At 57.7% G+C, this 19,775-nt stretch carries 16 protein-coding genes; 12 read left to right on the top strand and 4 right to left on the bottom strand.

The annotated features are described in order from the left end of the window. Nucleotides 1-261 precede the first annotated feature (261 nt). A complete protein-coding gene (locus A7P96_RS09175; RefSeq protein ID WP_067526517.1) occupies nucleotides 262-2,463 on the top strand; it encodes a primosomal protein N' in 2,202 nt (733 codons plus the stop codon). Between the two features lie 617 nt (nucleotides 2,464-3,080). Here A7P96_RS09175 and A7P96_RS11540 read toward each other — a convergent pair. Beyond that, nucleotides 3,081-3,557, bottom strand: coding sequence for a molybdopterin-dependent oxidoreductase (locus A7P96_RS11540; RefSeq protein WP_067526515.1), 477 nt, complete (start codon nucleotides 3,555-3,557; stop codon nucleotides 3,081-3,083). 338 nt (nucleotides 3,558-3,895) lie between these two features. On the opposite strand from A7P96_RS11540, the gene A7P96_RS09165 reads away from it, so the two are divergent. From A7P96_RS09165 to ribF, 4 genes are all read left to right on the top strand, one after another. Then, the gene (locus tag A7P96_RS09165) at nucleotides 3,896-4,213 is read left to right on the top strand and encodes a hypothetical protein (RefSeq protein ID WP_067526513.1); all 318 of its coding nucleotides are present in this window, start codon (nucleotides 3,896-3,898) and stop codon (nucleotides 4,211-4,213) included. Between the two features lie 72 nt (nucleotides 4,214-4,285). Next, the gene (locus A7P96_RS10865; protein ID WP_067526511.1) at nucleotides 4,286-4,591 is read left to right on the top strand and encodes a hypothetical protein; all 306 of its coding nucleotides are present in this window, start codon (nucleotides 4,286-4,288) and stop codon (nucleotides 4,589-4,591) included. Nucleotides 4,592-4,727: 136 nt separating this feature from the next. Continuing rightward, the gene (locus A7P96_RS09155; RefSeq protein WP_067526509.1) at nucleotides 4,728-5,540 is read left to right on the top strand and encodes a class I SAM-dependent methyltransferase; all 813 of its coding nucleotides are present in this window, start codon (nucleotides 4,728-4,730) and stop codon (nucleotides 5,538-5,540) included. 173 nt (nucleotides 5,541-5,713) lie between these two features. Further along, nucleotides 5,714-6,652 carry a bifunctional riboflavin kinase/FAD synthetase gene (gene ribF / locus A7P96_RS09150; RefSeq protein WP_067526507.1) on the top strand — a complete coding sequence of 313 codons (939 nt, stop codon included), beginning with the start codon at nucleotides 5,714-5,716 and terminating at the stop codon, nucleotides 6,650-6,652. A 240-nt stretch (nucleotides 6,653-6,892) separates the two neighbouring features. On the opposite strand, the gene A7P96_RS09145 is transcribed toward ribF, so the two are convergent. The 3 genes from A7P96_RS09145 to A7P96_RS09135 form a co-directional block, all read right to left on the bottom strand. Further along, a complete protein-coding gene (locus tag A7P96_RS09145; protein WP_067526505.1) occupies nucleotides 6,893-7,528 on the bottom strand; it encodes a DUF4189 domain-containing protein in 636 nt (211 codons plus the stop codon). Between the two features lie 159 nt (nucleotides 7,529-7,687). Further along, the gene (gene cysS / locus A7P96_RS09140; protein WP_067526503.1) at nucleotides 7,688-9,142 is read right to left on the bottom strand and encodes a cysteine--tRNA ligase; all 1,455 of its coding nucleotides are present in this window, start codon (nucleotides 9,140-9,142) and stop codon (nucleotides 7,688-7,690) included. A gap of 80 nt (nucleotides 9,143-9,222) precedes the next feature. Then, a complete protein-coding gene (locus A7P96_RS09135; RefSeq protein ID WP_156496321.1) occupies nucleotides 9,223-9,816 on the bottom strand; it encodes a hypothetical protein in 594 nt (197 codons plus the stop codon). Between the two features lie 144 nt (nucleotides 9,817-9,960). On the opposite strand from A7P96_RS09135, the gene A7P96_RS09130 reads away from it, so the two are divergent. The 7 genes from A7P96_RS09130 (at nucleotide 9,961) to bamA (ending at nucleotide 19,771) form a co-directional block, all read left to right on the top strand. Then, on the top strand, nucleotides 9,961-10,617 hold the full coding sequence (locus A7P96_RS09130) for an OmpA family protein (RefSeq protein ID WP_067526499.1): 657 nt from the start codon (nucleotides 9,961-9,963) through the stop codon (nucleotides 10,615-10,617). 465 nt (nucleotides 10,618-11,082) lie between these two features. Then, nucleotides 11,083-12,471 (top strand): MATE family efflux transporter, encoded by a 1,389-nt coding sequence (locus A7P96_RS09125; RefSeq protein ID WP_067526497.1) that lies wholly within the window; start codon nucleotides 11,083-11,085, stop codon nucleotides 12,469-12,471. After that, nucleotides 12,464-13,489 carry a UDP-N-acetylmuramate dehydrogenase gene (gene murB, locus A7P96_RS09120; RefSeq protein WP_067526495.1) on the top strand — a complete coding sequence of 342 codons (1,026 nt, stop codon included), beginning with the start codon at nucleotides 12,464-12,466 and terminating at the stop codon, nucleotides 13,487-13,489. The genes A7P96_RS09125 and murB overlap by 8 nt, the downstream gene beginning before the upstream one ends. Before the next feature lie 168 nt (nucleotides 13,490-13,657). After that, on the top strand, nucleotides 13,658-14,302 hold the full coding sequence (locus A7P96_RS09115; RefSeq protein ID WP_067526494.1) for a TetR/AcrR family transcriptional regulator: 645 nt from the start codon (nucleotides 13,658-13,660) through the stop codon (nucleotides 14,300-14,302). A gap of 308 nt (nucleotides 14,303-14,610) precedes the next feature. Further along, the gene (gene ispC, locus A7P96_RS09110) at nucleotides 14,611-15,795 is read left to right on the top strand and encodes a 1-deoxy-D-xylulose-5-phosphate reductoisomerase (protein ID WP_067526492.1); all 1,185 of its coding nucleotides are present in this window, start codon (nucleotides 14,611-14,613) and stop codon (nucleotides 15,793-15,795) included. A gap of 232 nt (nucleotides 15,796-16,027) precedes the next feature. Continuing rightward, entirely contained in the window at nucleotides 16,028-17,371 is a 1,344-nt protein-coding gene (gene rseP, locus A7P96_RS09105; protein WP_067526808.1) for an RIP metalloprotease RseP, read from the top strand. Nucleotides 17,372-17,374: 3 nt separating this feature from the next. Then, nucleotides 17,375-19,771: an outer membrane protein assembly factor BamA gene (gene bamA, locus A7P96_RS09100; protein WP_067526490.1), complete on the top strand. Its 2,397-nt coding sequence runs from the start codon at nucleotides 17,375-17,377 to the stop codon at nucleotides 19,769-19,771. Nucleotides 19,772-19,775 lie beyond the last annotated feature (4 nt).

The following is a 19,775-nucleotide window of genomic DNA, read 5'->3' as shown; positions in this document are numbered from 1 at the left end:
TCGGCCTTGCCGCAGGCTATTTTCACTATGTTGCAGCAACAGTTTTCAGGTAGCCTGATTTTACGTTGGCACGATACGCCCAGTTTACCGCCCGCCCTGATTTAGAGGCTACCTGAAATCTGTGCTGCCGTTTTAACTGCAGCAAGGCCAAAGCCTTAGCTACGCCAAAACCTTGGTTCACCTCGTTGAAGCCACGCTTTCAGGTAGCCTTTGCCATTTCAGGTACAATAGCCGCCATCTCCGTACTCACACACAACCACCGTGCCCTACTGCCAAGTTGCCCTCAATGTTCCGCTCGACACACTGCTTACCTACCGTGCCGACCACATTCCCGCGCCCGGAGTGCGAGTGGCCGTGCCGTTTCGCGGCAAAACCGTGGCCGGCATCGTGTGGGGTGCGTGCGAAGAGCCGGAAATCAGCCCGGACAAAATCCGCCCGCTCGCGCAAGTGTTTGAACACGAGCCGCCGCTGCCCGCCGCCTGGCGCAAACTGATTGAATTTACTGCCCGTTATTATCACCATCCCATCGGCCAAACCGCCTTCACCGCCCTGCCCGCCGGCCTGCGCGAAGCCAAGCCCTGCCCGCTGCCGCAGCCGGAAACCTATTTTTCTCTCACCGATTTGGGGCGGCAGCAGCCCGCACCGCCGCCGCACCACCGCCGCAAAGCCGCGCTGTGGCAGGCGCTGCTGGAGGGCTCGGTGAGCCAAAGTGCCGCCCGCACCATCGCGCCGCAGGCCGCCGCTCAGCTGGCAAGCTGGCAGGCGCAAGGCTGGCTGGCAGCCGAAACCGGCGCTTTGCCCGCCCGCCTGCCTATTCCGCCCTCGCCCGTGCCGCTCAACCCCGAGCAGCAGGCCGCTGCCGATGCGGTGGCGCAGGCACAGGGTTTTGCCCCCTTCCTGCTGCACGGCATCACCGGCAGCGGCAAAACCGAAACCTATTTCGAAGCCATGGCCGCCGCGCTCTCGGCGGGCAAACAAGTGTTGTTCCTACTGCCTGAAATCAGCCTAACACCGCAGCTCATCGCCCGCTTACAGCAGCGCTTTGCCGACGTGCCAACTGCCGTGCTGCACAGCCAAACCGCCGCCGGCGAGCGCACCCAAGGCTACCTGAAAGCCATGTGCGGCCAGGTGCGGCTGGTAGTGGGCACACGGCTGGCGGTGTTCACGCCGCTGCCGGATTTGGGGCTGATTGTGGTGGACGAAGAACACGATTCCTCGTTCAAACAAGACAGCGAGCTGCGCTACCACGCCCGCGATTTGGCCGTGTGGCGCGCACAGCAGGCCGGTTGCCCGATTGTGCTCGGCAGCGCCACGCCCTCGCTGGAAAGCTGGCACAAGGCGCAAAGCGGCGGCTACCGCCTGCTCAGCCTACCACAACGCGCTCGTGCGGCTGCCCGCTTGCCCGAAATCCGCCTGATCGACATCCGCCGCGAGCTATTGGACCAAGGCTTCAGCCCGGCCGCTTTCAAGCTGTTGCAACAAAATCATGCTGCCGGCGGCATGAGCATGGTATACCTCAACCGGCGCGGCTTCGCCCCCGCCCTCTTCTGCGGCGACTGCGGCCACACCTTCGGCTGCCCGCACTGCTCTGCCAAACTGGTGCTGCACCAGCGCGCACGCCAGCTGCGCTGCCACCATTGCGGCCTGGCGGTGCCGATTCCGAAAAAATGCCCCGACTGCGGCAACCAAGACCTCACCGCAGTGGGCATCGGCACGCAGCGGGTGGAAGAAGCTCTGCGTGCACAACTTCCCGAGGCCAAAATCGAGCGCGTGGACCGCGACAGCGTCGCCCGCAAGGGCGACTGGCAACGGCTCTACCAACGCATCGCCGAAAACGGCGTGGATATTTTGGTGGGCACGCAGATGCTGGCCAAAGGCCACGATTTTGCCCGCCTGAATTTGGTGTTGGTACTCAACGCCGACGGCAGCCTCTACAGCGCTGATTTCCGCGCCCCCGAGCGGCTGTTTGCTGAACTGATGCAGGTGGCCGGCCGCGCCGGGCGTGCCGAGCTGCCCGGCCGCGTGTTCATCCAAACCCGCCTGCCGGAGCATCGCGTGTATCAAACGCTGCTGCGGCAAAACTATGCCGACTTCGCCGCTGGCGAGTTGGCCGAGCGCGAAAGCTTCGATATGCCGCCCTTCGCCCACACCGCCGCCGTCCGCGCCGATGCCGCCAATATGGCCGATGCGTTGGAGTTATTGCGCCTGGCCGCCGAATGGGTGGCGCAACAAAGGCTACCTGAAAGCGTGGAAACCGAAGCCGCGGAAGTGCTCTGCCTCGGCCCCGTGCCCATGCTGCTGGCCAAACTCGCCGGCCGCGAACGCGCCCAAGTGTTTCTGGAAAGCCCCTGCCGCAAAACGTTGCACCGGCAAGTTTCCCTCTGGCAGCAAGCCCTCGCCGTGCTGGCACGGCAATTTGCCGCGGCCAGATGGTCAGTGGATATCGATCCCTTGGAGACGTAAAGTTTCAGGTAGCCTCTACGCCTCCACCATCTTCCCGATATCGCCAAAAGCTACCTGAAAACCTAAGCTGCTATTTCTCTTTCTCTGCAAAACTGCATAATGCCCGCTTTTCACTTCACAATACAAAAAGGAAAAAAACCCTAATTACCGCCACCCAAGCCTGTGCCTGCCAAGCAGGCTGCCAATCATCGAGCATAAAACAAGGCTACCTGAAACAGATTTGCTGTTGTTCATCTTTATCTAGCGAGGGGCAGATGAAAGTGAATTGCTCGTAAACCGTGCCGTAATCGTGTTCCATCACAATCATAGCCGGCACACTGGCATGGTTTCACCCAGAATCGGCTCGCACTCGCCAAGTTTCCAGTCTTTCGGCTCAAAGGGCCGGCCGAGCTCCTGCAAGCTGTCGTACATCAGCGGGGAGGGGAGTTACGATGTCTTTGTGTATGCCGAGGTAGTCTTTGGCCGGCTCGCTGAGTTTTTTGGCCAAGTCTTTGTGGATTTCTCAGTCAGGCCTGCTCTGCCACAGAGACTGCACCGCTTCGGTAAGCGGGCAGATGTGGAGGTGCATGTCAGACCTGTTCAAATCGTCTTTTTCATACCAGGTGGCGATGAGGAAATCACGTCAGCATACGTAAAGCGGTGGCATTCATGCGGAAATCGAGCAGGGCAAACAAATCCAGCTTGTCTCCTACGCCGTCACGCTGTTTCTCTTCGGTGGGTTTCAAGCAATCTTCTTCGACGCTCATCAGGCCGTTTTGCGTATCGGGCAGGTATTTCAGGAAATAATCGTGCCCTTTACCGGAAGAAACCAAAATGTTGGAGTGAAAAATAAACATATTGTACGGCCAGTTTTTCGGATTTTCCGGATCGTTGCAAGACATTTCCAGCGTGCCCTCCTTCAACCCTTTCGCCACATAATCCACCGGTGCCATGCCGGCTTTTTCGGCCGCATCGGCTACATCCAGCGGATTGATTTCCAACTGCGGCGCGTTCGAAACCCAACCCATGCAAGCAACTTTGGCACAGTAATCAATTATGGTCAGGCGGCGCATTTCGTCGCCGACATCGGCAGTGGGCAGCTCCCCGGCAGACACGGCTTCGTGGCAGTATTGGCCGGTGTAACCGTAGCAGAATGCTGTACCATCACTCCCCGACCCCGCCCAATAACGCCTACTTAGGCTGGCCTGATCAGCAACTCCTGCCCTGTATGTCTCCTAAACTGAAAGGGCAGTTTACGGGTAACGGCAAAGCGAGCCAACTCAGTAGGAGGTGAAGTGCTTTAGCTGTATATCACTTCGCTGAAACCCCACTTTCAGGTAGCCTTTTGCCGTTCAAACGCCCTTTATGAGGCGCTTCGGCTATAGACAATTCCGCCGCCAAACGGCACAATATGGTTTCGTTCCCAATTCATCGTGTTAGAAAGGAAAGCCTAATGAAAAAATACCTATTTGCCACCGCCGTATTAGTCGCTGTTGCTGCTCCTGCCGCCCAAGCCAAAACCCTGCAGCAAATGCGCAATGAATTCGTGAGCGCTTGCACCCAATCTGCCACCTCTCAGGGCAGCACCCTGAACCAACAAATGGCTCGCACCCTTTGCTCCTGCACCTTCGACGAAACCGGCAAACAATATGGCACTCGCTGGAAAGCCGCGCTGGATGCCTACGACCGCACCGGCAACGACCCCCAGTTTGAAAGCCGCATGAAACGCAACACCCAGGCCTGCGTAGACCGCCACCTCAGACGCCGCTAAACGGTGCACAGGCAGCCCGCCATTCTGCAGGCTGCCTGATTTTTATCTTTAATTCATCCACATCAAAACATTATGTTCAGAAAACTCATCCCCGCCCTATTCCTGCTCGCCCTCATCCCCGGCGCCGCCGCCTACAACCCCTCATCCAGCATGCGTGATTTGTTTATCAGCCGCTGCACCGGCGAAATCGCAGCCGCCGGCATTTCCCGCCAATCAGCCGCCGATATCTGCGCCTGCACTTTCAATCAAATCAGCAGCCGGTATGGCAGCAACTGGCCGCAAACCCTCACCAGCCAAGACATCAGCAATAAGTCCGAACTCACCAGCTTCATCGACACCGCCACCCGGCAATGCGTCACTCGCCATATGCCCCGCTAAATGCGGAATGATTCAAAACCCACTTTATCAGTTAGTCTTCACCAGCCAATACGCGAAGCCTCCTACACCTGCGCATACGTCGCCGCCACGCCTATTAAATTTCTTTCCACAGTCCATCCGATTTTCAGGTAGCCCTATGCCCCACTGCCGCACCCTGCCCATCGACTTCGCCGCTGCCTACCGCGAGCGCATGATCGAACTCGGCTTCAGCGAAAAACCCGCCGCCGAATGGGACGACAAAGCCCCCAGCTTCAGCACCAAAATCCACCAGCCCAGCCCCTATGCCGATGCCTTTATCGCCCAAATGCACCTCCGCCCCGGCGACACCCTGCTCGACGTCGGCTGCGGCCCCGGCACCCTCGCCCTGCGTCTTGCCTCCAAAGTACATCACCTCTACGGCCTCGACTACAGCAGCGGCATGCTCCGCTGTTTGGAAAACAACGCCCAAGCCGCCGGCCTCGCCAACATCACCCCCATCCACCTGAGCAAAGAAGACAGCTGGCACAACGTGCCCGTGTGCGACATCGTCGTTTCCTCCTGCAGCGGGCTCGACCGCGACCTCGCCGCCCTCTTCGCCAAACTCAGCGCCCACGCCCGCCGCAGCGTGTATTTCACCATCCTGGCCGACGGCCATTTCAACCCGCCCCAAATCGGCCGCCTGCTCGGCCAAGAGCGCAGCCCCTACCCCGGCTACATCTACGCCCTCAACATCCTTTACCAAATGGGCTACGACCCCACCCTAAGCTACATCACCACCCCCAGCCGCCTCGCCGACTGCACCCAACTGCCCGACTTCCTGCAGCGCATGGCCGCCGCCTACGGCACGCTCACCCCCGAACACACCCAACTCCTCACCCAATTCTTCTACCGCCACCATAGCCAATTTGCTGAAGCCCCCTTCGCCATGAAATGGGCACTCCTAAGCTGGAATACCGAAACCGCCGCATAACAAGCGGAAACAGAAAGGCCACCTGAAAACCTTCGCTGCAACGCCGTACAAACAAACACACGACTTTCCGCTAGGCCAAAAGTTTCAGGTAGCCTTATCGCCACTCATACCGCACCGGATGCTTTAATCCGCCCTTCCCGCTACAATAGCCCCTTTTTCCCACCCCGCCCGCCATGAACATCCGCTTCGGCAACACCGTATTCCGCCCGCACCCGCACGGCAGCGCCGTTACCATCGGCAATTTCGACGGCGTCCACCTCGGCCACCGCCACATCCTCGAACGCCTGCGCCGCGAAGCCGACGAGCGCGGCCTCGCCGCCGTGGCCATCGTATTCGAGCCCCAGCCGCAAGAATTTTTCAGCCGGCAGCGCGGTATGGAAAAACCCTTCCGCCTCAGCCCCCTGCGCGAAAAACTGCGCCTGCTGCGCGATACCGGCTGCCTCGATGCCGTATGGGTGCTGCGTTTCAACGCCGGCCTCGCCGCCGTATCCGCCGCCGATTTCATCCGACACCTGCTCATCGAACAGCTGCACACCCGCCACCTGCTCATCGGCGACGACTTCCGCTTCGGCGCCGGCCGCCAAGGCGACTTCAGCCTCCTCAGCCGCTGCCCCCATTTCACCACCGAGCGCACCCCCTCCGTGATAGTGCAAGACGTGCGCGCCAGCAGCACCCTCGTGCGCCAAGCCCTCAGCGAAGGCTGCCTTAGCTACGCCGCAAGCCTGCTCGGCCACCCCTATTCCCTCAGCGGCCGCGTGAAACACGGCGCCAAGCTCGGCCGCACCATCGGCTGCCCCACCGCCAACCTCCACCTCCCCCCGCACTGCTACCCCCTCTCCGGCGTATTCGTCATCGCCGCCCACGGCGCATTCGGCACACGATACGGCGTGGCCAGCTTCGGCCAAAACCCCACCGTATCCAGCCTGCCCACGCAAAAACTGGAAGCCCACCTTTTCGACTTTGCCGACCAACTCTACGGCCAACGCCTGCGCATCGACTTCCTGCACAAACTGCGCGACGAAGCCAAATTCCCCGGCCTGCCCGAGCTGCAAGCACAAATCGCCGCCGACATCGCCCACGCCCGCGATTGGCTGGCGCAACACCAGCGATAGGAACATCATCAGCCGTACTGCCGAATCCGACTAGCACACAAAAGGCTACCTGAAAGCACAACTTCAACGAAGTGAAAAACCGCGTGCGTGCGTTCCGCAGCACCCCCACCCATACATGCTGCGCTGGCTTTGGCAGGTGGTTTCGGAAGGCGGGCATTGTGCAGCATTGGCGGGGCGGCAAGATGAAAGGCTACCTGAAACTTTCAGGTAGCCTTTTGGTTTGAATAGCTTCTACCGCTTCTAACGTTGGTTGTAGTTGCTGTAGTCGTAGCCGGTACAGAAGGCAGTGCCGTGCTTGGTTTCGCTGGCTGAATACAGGCAGTTACCTTTACCGTGGCGGGCTTCGCAGGCACGAATGGATTTTTCTGCCGCCCTGTTGTGGTCTCGGTCATAACCGAAGAAGAAATCGCTCACAGAGTGGAGTTCGCGGCCAGCGGGGAAAGTTAAAACCGCACAGGAGTTGCTGAAAGTCGTCAGTACTTGGCAGTTGCCGCTGCGGCAATATTTCATGGCATCTTCAATGGCGCGTTGCTCGGTTTTAAACCCGCCTGCATAGGCTATTCTATCTGTGCCGAAATCATTGATGATGGCCATATAAAACGGCGTGCGGCGCAGTTCCGCGATTTCGGCTTGCACCTTTGCCTCGCGCTGCTCCCAGGCGCGTATTTCGGCGGCGGTGGGGCCGCGGTTGATCGGCTGTTGCCGTGTGGCATTGCGCTCGCGTTGTATCCGATCTGCTTCTGACTGCATGATGCCATTAAAGTTGTGCCATTGCTGCGAGCCAACCGGATAGGGGTTGGCATATGCCAAGCCCGCACTGCCCAATAGCACTGCCGCCAATACGCCCGCTGCCGTGTTCATCATGGTTTGCTTCATCTTGCCGCTCCTGTTTGGAAAGGGGAATAAGGGTATTGCCGATGATCTGATTGTAACAAAAAACAAGATATTGTAAACATCTATCCCGCTGCTTGAAGGCTACCTGAAAAAAGGCTACCTGAAATTTCAGGTAGCCTTTATTTGCTTACATCAAACTCATCAGCCGCGTGTCCAGCTGGTGCCGTCTGCGCCGTCGCGCAGGGTGATGCCTTGCTCGGCGAGCAGGTCGCGGATGCGGTCGGATTCGGCCCAGTTTTTGTCGGCGCGGGCTTGTTTGCGCTGGGCGATGAGGGCTTCGATTTCTTCGTTGCTCAAACCGTTTGCGGGTGCGCCGCCTTGCAGGAATTCGGTGGGGTTGCGTTGCAGCAGCCCGATGGTGCCGGCAAGGGCTTTGAGACAGCCGGAAAGCTCGGCAGACTGGGTTTTATTGGCTTCGCCTGCCAACTCAAACAATACGGCCACAGCCTGCACGGTGTCGAAATCGTCGTTCATGGCGGCGAAGAAGCGGCGGGTGTAGCCGTTGGCTTCGGAGGCTACCTGAAGATGGTTTTCACGAGTTTCGGCAGAGCCAAACTCGGCTGCGGGCGGCACATTGGCCAGGGTGTTGTAGAGGCGGGTGAGGGCGTTTTTGGCGTCGTCAAGGTGCGCATCCGAATAATTCAGCGGGCTGCGGTAGTGGGCACGCAGGATGAAGAAGCGCACGACTTCGGGGTCGTATTGCTTCAGCACGTCGCGGATGGTGAAGAAGTTGCCCAGAGATTTGGACATTTTTTCGCCGTCTACGCGGATGAAGCCGTTGTGCAGCCAGTATTTAACGTGGCTGGCGATGCTTCGGCCGTGGTGGGTGTGCGCGTGCTCGTTTCCGCAAACATGGCCGCTGGCGCCAACGCTTTGGGCGATTTCGTTTTCGTGGTGCGGGAACTGCAAATCTGCGCCGCCGCCGTGGATGTCGAAGGTGTCGCCGAATAGGTTGTCGCTCATGGCGGAACATTCGATGTGCCAGCCCGGGCGGCCGTTGCCCCACGGGCTTTCCCATGCCGGCTCGCCTGCTTTGGCGGCTTTCCACAACACGAAATCGAGCGGGTCGCGTTTGAAACCATCCACTTCCACGCGCTCGCCGGCGCGCAGGTCGTCCAGCGATTTGCCGGATAATTGGCCGTAAGCGGCAAACTCGCGCACGGCATAATAAACGTCGCCGTTGGCGGCGGGATAAGCCTTGCCGTTGCGAATCAGGGTTTCAATCATGGCAATCATCTGCGGAATGTTTTCCGTGGCCTTCGGTTCAACGTCGGGGCGCAACACGCCCAAGGCATCGGCATCTTCGTGCATGGCTTGGATGAAGCGGGCGGTGAGCTCGCCGATGGTTTCGCCGCTTTCGGCCGCTCGGGCGATGATTTTGTCGTCGATATCGGTGATGTTGCGCACATAAGTGAGCGGATAGCCGCACTCGCGCAGCCAGCGGGCAATCATGTCGAACACCACCATCACGCGGGCGTGGCCGAGGTGGCAGTAGTCGTACACGGTCATGCCGCAAACGTACATGCGCACGTTTTTCGGGTCGATGGGGGCGAAGGGCTCTTTTTGGCGGGTGAGGGTGTTGTAGATGCTTAGCATAATGGCAATGGATGTGATTAGTTAAAGATTAGAGGCTACCTGAAAATAAAACTACAGCGAAGTTTCTGTGCAGCCGAAATTTATTTGCTATCGGCTTCGGCGGGACAACTTGGGCCTTGGAAGGTGTAGCGCTGGTTAACTTGGGTGTTGTGGACAGAATTGCGTTCGGTGTCGGTGGAGTTGATTGAGAAGGCAACGGCAGGGCGGCCTTGCGGGTCTTCTTTCAGCACCATGCTCACGGTATAAGCATCCAAACCTGGCTTGGCTTGGGCGGGGTTGAGCAGGGTGTAAACCCGGCCGTGGCCGGTTTGGCGTTCTTCAAACCGGCCTTGGGGATAGAGGCCGGTCGTGAGCCGACTTATTTGCTCTTGCAGCCAGGCTTGGCTGTCGGCAGGGATACAAACTTTCCGCTCGGCATGGATGGAGGGCGAACGCAGGAACGGAATAGCATCGGGCTCGTCGGCGGGGCGGTAGTTGCCGCCATCGTTGCCCTGGTATAGATAAAGGCCGGCGGGGAGCTCGGCGTGGGCAAAAGCAACAGCACACAAGGCGAGCGCAGGCAGGAGGAGGCGGGAGAGGCGCAACATATTTTCAGGTAGCCTGTTTAGGTTATTGGGAAGGGCATTGTAGCCGAAAGCCTTGTTTGCAGCCACCTGACGGGCAAATGTAAACAAACATTTGGAAAGTTTTGAAAACGGTAAATGTTGCAGCGGCGGCTTTTGTTTGCGCGGCGGCTCGCCTATAGTAACTGCTGCAAGCAGCGTGCTTTATATTAACTTTTTGTTTTCAATGAAATCTACAAAACAAGGGAATCGATTATGATGAAACGTCTAACCGTTTTAACCCTGGCCGCCACCTTTGCCCTGAACGGCTGCGTTACCGACCCGGTTACCGGCCAGCAGACTATTTCCAAAACCGCTCTATTCGGCCTCGGCGGCGCGGCGGCCTGCGGCGCCATCGGGGCACTGACTCACGGTAGCAAAGGCGCGCGCAATGCGGCACTGGGCTGCGGCGTGGTAGGTGCGGGTGTTGGTGCCTATATGGACGTGCAAGAGCGCCGTTTGCGCCAAGAACTAGCTAATACGCCGGTGGAAGTGCAGCGCCAAGGCGACCAAATCAAACTGACTATGCCCAGCGGCGTAACCTTCGCCACCAACAGCGCCAGCCTGAGCCCCGATGCGGTAAATTCGCTCAACACCGTGGCCAATGTGTTGACGCAGTATCCGGAAACCACCATCACTGTGGCCGGCCACACCGACAACACCGGCAACGACCACATCAACAACCCCTTGTCTGAAAACCGCGCCCGCTCCGTGGCCGGCTACCTCACCGGCCGCGGCGTGGCTGCCAGCCGCATCAGTACCGTGGGCTACGGCTCACGCTCGCCGGTGGCTGACAACTCCACCGAAAGCGGCCGCGCGCAAAACCGCCGTGTGGAAATCTTAATCAACCCGACCACGCAGGCAGGCCAATAGTAAGCGTAATAGCTGAAACAAAGGCACGACGGAAGCAGCTCCAGCGTGCCTTTAGTTTTTTTTTGGGGGGGGGGGACAGCCGCCTTCATCAGGATCAAAGGCAATGCTGCTTTATTCAAATCTTCATCTCTATCTCTGCTGCAACAAAGGCTACCTGAAAACGAAGAACGAAGCGCGACACAGTCAAAACCAAAATGTGCCGTTCCACTGGCGTTCTCAGGTGGCTTTTGCACCAGAACCCAGCTGTTTTCATGTTTTTCCGGTTTTGTCTACTCTAAAAACAGCATCCGGGCAGATTTTCCCAAGTAAAATCCGCAACACAGCAGGGAAAAATATTTTCTTCGACAAATCAAGCATACTATTGCAGAATATATTCATAAAACCAGGGCAGAAAGTGTTGCATTGCTACAACTTATGTTGCATTTCTGCTAAAATTACGATCGTGTTCCACTCTTATTTTTGATTATGCTACTCGACCTAAACCGTTATTCCCCCGCCGTTTTCCGCAAAGAAGCCTCCAAATTGGGCGCTTTGGCGGTGCCCATGCTATTGGCGCAGATTGCGCAAGTGGGGCTGGGGTTCGTGGATACGGTAATGGCCGGTGGCGCAGGCAAAACTGATTTGGCTGCCGTGGCACTGGGCAGCAGCGCATTCGTTACTGTTTACATAACCTTCCTCGGCATCATGACCGCGCTCAATCCGATGATTGCCCAAGAGCACGGCGCAGGCGAAGTCGAGAAGGTGGCCGAACTGGGCCGGCAGGGCATATTGTATGGCCTGATGCTGGGCATTATCGGCATGATTCTGCTGTGGCTGATGATTCAGCCCTTCAATAGCTTTCTCGACTTGGATGCCGAAGTAAAACGGCAATTTGCCTTGTATGTGGGTCTGATTGCCCTTTCCATGCCGGCTGCCATGATCCACCGTGCGTTGCATGCTTTCGCTTCCAGCTTGGGCAAACCCAAACCCATTATGTGGATGAGCTGGATCAGCCTGTTTTTAAACATCCCGCTCAACCACATCTTCGTTTACGGCGATTTGGGCATGCCGGCCTTGGGCGGTGCGGGCTGCGGCCTGGCCAGTACCCTAGTATTCTGGTTTAACGCCGCCGCGCTGTGGGCTTATATTGCCAAACAGAAATATTTCCAACGCTTCGGCCTGTTCGCCCGCTTCTCCAAACCCAGCGCCAAGATTTTCCGCCAAATCACCAAGCTGGGCGTGCCGATTGGCTTGTCTTTCTTCCTCGAAGTTAGCTTATTTACCGTGATGATGATGCTGATTGCCCAACTGCCGGGCAATGCCGAAGACCACGTGGCCGCACAGCAAGTGGTAAACAGCATCACCAGCCTGATTTATGTGATTCCGCAAGGCATCGGCGCGGCAGTAACCGTGCGCGTGGGCTATGCCATCGGTGCCGACCGCTATTTCCAGGCGCGTTATGCCTCCGGCGTGGCCTTGGCCTGCGGCTCGGCTCTGGCCATTGTAACCGCGGTACTCACTCTACTGTTCCGCTATCCGATTATGCGCGTTTACACGGATGACCAGGCCGTGATCGGGCTCGGCGCCACTATCCTGCTGTTCGCCGCTGCTTTCCAATTAGCCGACGCCATCCAATGTATTGCCTCCTACGCCTTGCGCGGTTATAAGGTAACCAAACTGCCGATGGTGATTCACGGCATCGCCTTCTGGGTGGTCGGCCTCGGGCTGGGCTGCCTGTTGGCCTTCGGTACGCGTATGGGGATTTACGGCTTCTGGGCGGCGCTGGTGCTGTCGCTAGGCTGTGCCGCTGCCGCCCTCTTATGGTGTTTGGCGGTAGTAAGCCAAGAAATGCTGGAACATGAAGACGATGAATAGACTGCAATATGATGCCGATTTAACCGCACTGAACACCTTCGGCCTGCCCGCCCGCGCCGCCGCACTCTACACGCTGGACGCCGCCGAAAGGCTACCTGAGATTTTCCAACTGCCCGAATACCGTCGCGAGCACACCCTGTGGCTGGGCGGCGGCAGCAATATCCTGCTGATGAAAAACTATGGCGGGCTGGTGGTACGCATGGCCAATAAAGGCATTTCCGCGCCAGAGCCGGTCGGCATCGGCAAAATGCGTATTACCGCGCAGGCCGGCGAAAACTGGCACGATTTCGTGCAGCACACCATCACACTAGGCTTGAGCGGGCTGGAAAACCTCAGCCTGATTCCCGGCACAGTGGGCGCCGCGCCGGTGCAGAATATCGGCGCCTACGGCGTGGAAGCCGAAAGCTGTATCGGAACCGTACACGCCTGGGATTTAGACAGCGGCAAACCGGTATCGTTCGGCCATGCCGACTGCCGTTTTGCCTATCGCAACAGCGTGTTCAAACAATCCGGCGGCCGCTTCGTGATTACCGCAGTAACGTTCGTGCTGGATAGCGAATTCAAACCCAAGCTGCACTACGGCGACGTGCAAGCCGAAGCCGAAACCCTGGCTCAAGGCGCGCCGCTCACTGCCGCCCTGGTGGCCGAAGCCGTATGCCGCATCCGCCGCCGCAAACTGCCCGACCCCGCCGAAACCGGCAGTTGCGGCAGCTTCTATAAAAACCCCATCGTTTCCGCCGAACAAGCCGCCGCGCTGAAGAAGCAGCACCCCGCCCTGCCGGTATACCCCCAGCCGGGCGGTCAGGCCAAACTCGCCGCCGGCTGGCTTATCGACCAATGCGGGCTCAAAGGCCACCGCGAAGGCCATGCCGCCGTACACCAAAAACAAGCCCTGGTGCTGATTAACCTCGGCGGAGCCAGTGCTGAAGACGTGTGCCGTCTGTCCGAACGCGTTCAAAATAGCGTTTACCAGCGCTTCGGCGTACGGCTCGAGCCCGAGCCGGCGTGGCTGGAATAAGGAAGCTGGAGCATATTTTTCCTACCAAGCGGCGAAGCACAGCCGTATGAAAAATAAGTGCTTTATCTATAAGGCAATACAATCGATAATGTATTAAAATCCCGCTATATCATTTTCAGGTAGCCTCTTGCACAGGCATAATTCACATTGCAGCCAAGGAGATAACCCATGCCCAGGAAGCCCGGCAAACCCAACACCTACAACCGGATCATCGACATCAGCCTCCAGCTGTTCAACGAGGAGGGTGAGCGCAATATCAGTACCAACCACATCTCCCAACGCCTCGGCATCAGCCCCGGCAACCTGTACTATCATTTTCGCAATAAAGACGAAATCATTGTTCAGCTGTTCCAGCGCTACAGCAACAAACTGCTCGACTACATCCGCCAAACCGAGCTGCCCGACAGCATGGCCAAAATGGGGGGATACCTACAGGGTGTGTACGACATCCTGTGGGAATACCGCTTTTTATTCAGCGATGTAAACACCCTGCTCTCCCGCAGTAAGCAGCTTTTGGGCGAACACAACGAATTCACCCATGTGAAAATCTCCCCGCTTTTGGTGAAAATCTTCATCGAACTACGCGACAAAGGCATCATCGAAGCTGACGACGAAGCCCTGCGCGAGCTCGGCCTAAACGTGTGGCTACTCACCAAATACTGGTTCGACTTCGACAACTCCCAGCACATCGGCTGCTGGGACGAAAACACCAAACGGCGCGGCATCTACCAAACCATGAGCCTGATTCGCGGCTTTGTAACCAAAGAGCACTACCAAAACTACTGCGAACTGATGGCGCAATATCGTTCCTAAAACAGCAGACCAAACGGCAGCCGGAAACCGCCTTTCCGCTGCCGTTGAATATTGTGGGCGGCTTGGCGGCATTTTCCCGCGACTGCCATGCCCGGCAAGCTGAGGCCTTCGCAAAACCCAGCTTGTTTCCCCCAACATTTTCAGGTAGCCTGCCGCCCGCATTGAAGGCTACCTGAAAAATAAATCTGCCTCCCTGCCCTTCCATATACTGTCGATTAAGTTTAAGCAGAATCAGGCAACAAGCCAACACCATGCTGGTTTAAAATGAATCACTATAAGCAAAAAAAGCTACCTGAAACACACCAACCATGATCCAATCCCTCACCATCCTCGGCAGCACCGGCAGCATCGGCAGCAGCACGCTCGATGTGGTTGCCCGCCACCCCGAACGCTTCCGCATCTTCGCCCTCAGCGGCCACAGCCAAACCGCCAAGCTGGCCGAACAATGCATTGCCTTCCGTCCGCAATACGCCGTAACCGCCAACGAAGCGCAAGCCGCCGAACTGCGCGCGCACCTGACCGCCGCCGGCTGTCAAACCGAAGTGCTGCACGGCGAACAAGCCTTGTGCGACATTGCCGCCGCGCCGGAAACCGACGGCGTGATGGCCGCTATCGTCGGCGCTGCCGGCCTGCCGCCCACATTGGCCGCCGCCCGCGCCAACAAAACCATCTACTTGGCCAACAAAGAAACGCTGGTGGTTTCAGGTAGCCTCTTTATGCAAACCGCCACACAATCCGGCGCACGCATCCTACCGGTGGACAGCGAACACAACGCCATCTACCAAGTGTTGCCGCAAGAAAAAGGCTACCTGAAACATAACGGCGTACAATCCATCATCCTCACCGCTTCCGGCGGCCCCTTCCTGCACACCGACTTGGCCGACTTCCCCGCCATCACGCCCGAGCAGGCGGTCAAACACCCCAACTGGCAGATGGGGCGCAAAATTTCGGTGGACAGCGCCACCATGATGAACAAAGGCCTGGAGCTGATTGAAGCGCACTGGCTGTTCAACTGCCCGCCGGAGAAACTGGAAACCGTTATCCACCCGCAAAGCGTGGTGCACAGCATGGTGCGCTATGCCGACGGCTCGGTGCTGGCGCAAATGAGCACGCCCGATATGCGCACGCCCATCGCCTACTGCCTCGGCCTGCCCGAACGTATCGCTTCCGGCGTGCCGCCGCTGGATTTCGCCACCCTCTCCGCGCTCACCTTTGAAACGCCTGACTACCGCCGCTTCCCCTGCTTGGAACTGGCCTATCAGGCCATGCAGGTCGGCGGCGGCGTGCCCTGCGTGCTCAACGCCGCCAATGAAATCGCTGTGGCCGCCTTTTTGGCCGGACACATCCGCTTCACCGACATCGCACGCACAGTACGGCATTGCTTGGAACAAGATTTTTCAGGTAGCCACCACAGCCTGGAAGGCCTGCTGGATTTAGATGCTGCTGCCCGACGCACTGCAGAAGCGTTTGTGCAGCAAGTGGCACATCGCTGAACATCTTTTTCATGCCAGGTAGCAAGCCGTTTGAGTAATACGGCAAGTCAAGCAAATATGACAGGCCTTAGTTATGGGCGCAGGCTTTGTCGGGAACCTCTGTTTCCATTACAATTACGTTTTTCTTCCTGCAGCCGATTGGCTGCTGAGGCTACCTGAAAATACGGCTTTCTCTCTTTCAGGTAGCCTGCATCCGATTCGCCTGCTTCAAGGAGCTTCTTGTTTGTTTCTTTTGCACACACTCGGCGCGTTTATCGTTGCCATCCTGATTTTGGTCAGCCTGCACGAGCTGGGGCATTTACTGGTGGCGCGCTGGTGCAGCATCAAAGTGCTGCGCTTCTCGGTGGGCTTCGGCAAGCCGTTTTTCAACAAACGCTGGCGCAATATCGAATGGTGCCTGGCGCCGATTCCGCTGGGCGGCTATGTGAAAATGGTCGATACCCGCGAAGGCAACGTGACCGAGGCCGACCTGCCCTACGCCTTCGATAAGCAACACCCGTTCAAACGCATGCTGGTGGTAGCCGCCGGCCCGTTTACCAACCTGGCGCTGGCCGTGCTGCTCTACACCTTCTCCTTCGGCTATTTCGGCGTGCAGGAAGTGCGCCCGATGGTGGGCATGGTGATGCCCGACACACTGGCCGCAAAAGTAGGCTTTCAGCCGGGCGACACCATCACCGCTGTAAACGGCAAACAGATGTTCACTTGGGGCGACGCACAATCGGAAATCATCCTGAATTTGGAAGCCGGTAAGGTTCAGGTAGCCGTGCGCGAGGCCAATGGCAGCCAAACCACGCGCACCATCGATGCCGCCGGCACGCCGGAAGCGGAAGCCGTGGCCAAACACGGCGGCTGGTTCGGTATCACCGCCCTGCGCCTAAACACCACACTCGCCTCTATCCAGACCGGCTCCCCCGCCGAGCACGCCGGTTTGCGCAAAGGCGACCGCGTGGTGGCCGTGAACGGGCAAATCGTGCACACTTGGCCAGATTTAACCGCTGCCATCCGCCAACACCCGCAAGACAAGCTTGCTATCGATATTTTGCGCGGCAAAGAACCGCTTCAGGTAACCTTGCGCCCCAACAGCCGTGAAGACCGCAACGGCGAACGCTACGGCTATGCCGGTTTTGAGGCCGAAGTCGACCAACAATGGATGGCTCGCTCTACCTACCGCTACCAGCCCACCTGGCTGGGCGCTGCCGAAATGGGCATGCAGCGCGTGTCTTCCTACACCGCGCTCACCGGTCGCCTGTTTGCCCGCCTGCTCACCGGCCAGGCTTCTGTAAGCCACATTTCCGGCCCGATCACCATCGCCAGCTATGCCGGCAAAACCGCTTCCGCCGGCATTCAGGATTATTTGGAATTCCTCGCCGTGGTGAGCATCAGCCTAGGGATTTTGAATTTGCTGCCGATTCCTGTTTTAGATGGCGGCCATTTAATGTATTATGCCGCCGAATGGATTCGCGGCAAGCCCGTTAGCACCAATGTGCAAATGTGGGGATTGCGCCTCGGCCTCTCCCTGATGCTGATGCTGATGCTGCTGGCTTTTTTCAACGATATCACCCGCCTATTGGGATAAAGCATGAAACTGAACAAACTTACTTTCTCTTTATTTGCAGCCGGATTGTCTTCTTGGGCGCTGGCCGCCGCACCGTTTACCATCCAAGATATCCGCATTGAGGGCTTGCAGCGTACCGCCCCCTCCACCGTATTGGGCTACTTGCCGGTTAAAGTGGGCAGTACCTTCACTGATGGCGAAGGCGAGCAAATCATCAAAAACCTCTATGCCACCGGCCTGTTCGACGACGTGCGCGTGGAAACCATGGGCAACCAAGTGTTGTTGACCGTAGTAGAACGCCCCATCATCAACACGCTCACCGTTACCGGCGGCAAAACCCTGCCCAGCGACGCGATCAAGAAAAATCTCGACAGCTTCGGCCTGGGCCAATCGCAGCCATTCAACCAAGCGATCCTAAACCAAGCCGTGGCCGGCCTGCAGCAGGAATATGCCAACCAAGGCAAACTCTCTGCCACCATCACCCCCGAGATTTCCCGCCTTTCGCGTAACCGTGTGGACATCACACTGAAAATCGACGAAGGCCCTACCACCCACATCAAAGAAATCGACTTTGAAGGCAACCAGCACTTCTCCAACCGTACTCTGCGCCGCCAAATGCAGATGGATCGCCACAGTATGTTGAGCTGGCTCTCCAAAGACGACCGTTTCTCCGACGAAAAATTCCGTCAAGACCTGCAATCCATCACCGATTTCTATCAAGACGAAGGCTTCTTTGAAGGCCGAGTGCAGGATGCTGATGTGCGCTACAACGCCGACCGTACCGAGCAGACGCTGTGGATTAAAGTACACGAAGGCGAACGTTACCGTTGGGGCAAAGTGCGCATCGAAGGCGACACCCGCGAAGTGCCGCGCGAAGAGTTGGAAGCCCTGCTGAAAATGCGCGAAGGCCGCCGCTACAACCGTTCACAGATGGTAGAAAGCCTGCAAGCTATCCAAGACCGTATGGGTCAGGCTGGTTACGCCCTGGCTCAAGTGGGCGTGCAGCCGCAGCCCGACCAGGCCAACCACACCGTGGATTTCGTTCTAACGGTAAATCCCGGTCGTAAATACTATGTGAATCAAATCCACATTTCCGGCAATAACAAAACCCGTGATGCCGTTATCCGCCGCGAAATGCGCCAAACCGAAGCAGCACCCTACGATTCGGCCAAACTCAACCGCTCCAAAGACCGTATCCAGCTCTTGGGCTATTTCGACGATGTGAAAGTGGAAACCCGCCCGCTGCCCGATACGCCTGACCAAGTGGATGTGGATGTATCCGTGAAAGAACGCTCTACTGGTTCGGTGGAAGTAGCTGCCGGTTGGGTGCAAGACACCGGCTTGGTACTTTCTGCCGGCGTGGCACAAGATAACCTGTTCGGCACGGGCAAATCTGCCAACTTCCGCATTGCACGCGGCAAAACCCAAAATACCGCATCCCTGTCGTTTACCGATCCCTACTTCACTCCCGACGGTGTGAGCTTGGGCTACGACATCTACTATCGCGGCTACATGCCCTATAAATCCAGCTCCAGCTCCAGCTCCAACAACTACGAAACTACCCGTATCGGCTTAGGTGCGCGTATGGGTGTGCCGGTTACCGAGTATGACCGCGTAAACTTCGGCCTCGCAGTGGAGCACCTGAACGTGAAACTACATGGCGACGTAAATTATCAACCCTACCGCTACCGCCAGTTCCTCCAAGAACATGGTGAGAAAAACTGGATTCTCAAAGGCAATATCGGTTGGGGACGCAACAAAACCGACGATGCCCTGTGGCCAACCCGCGGCTACACCACCAGCGTAAACGCCGATCTCGGCCTGCCTGGCGGTGATTTAAAATACTACATCCTTACCCACGACCAACGCTGGTTCTTCCCCTTAAGTAAGAGTTTCACCCTGATGCTGGGTGGCGAAGTGGGCTATGCCGGCTCCTACGGCGGCACCTCCACTGTACCCTTCTTCAATAACTTCTACGGCGGCGGCCTGGGTTCCGTGCGCGGCTACGAAAGCGGTTCTCTGGGCCCGAAGGTGTACGAAATTTACGGCAACTCTCGCAACATCGTCAATTACGGCGGCACCTATAAAGCCTATGCCTCCGCCGAGCTGCTCTTCCCCTTCCCCGGCGTGAAAGACCAGCGCTCCGTGCGCCTGAGTGTATTTGCCGATGCCGGCAGCGTGTGGGATGGCAAAAACTACAACACCGGTGCCTACAGCTCTACTAACCCCTACGGCACCAACGGCTACTACAGCCAAGACCATCGCTCCACCTTCAGCAACGAATTGCGCTATTCTGTGGGCGCAGCGCTAACTTGGCTTTCGCCACTAGGCCCGATGAAATTCAGTTTCGCCCACCCGATGCGCCGGCGGGATAACGACCAGATCCAACGTTTCCAATTTCAATTAGGCACGACTTTCTAAGGAA

The organism is Eikenella sp. NML03-A-027 (assembly GCF_001648395.1).
GTDB lineage: Bacteria > Pseudomonadota > Gammaproteobacteria > Burkholderiales > Neisseriaceae > Eikenella > Eikenella exigua.
Note: the sequence above shows the minus strand (reverse complement) of the source record. Positions and strands in the feature narration are given on the sequence as shown.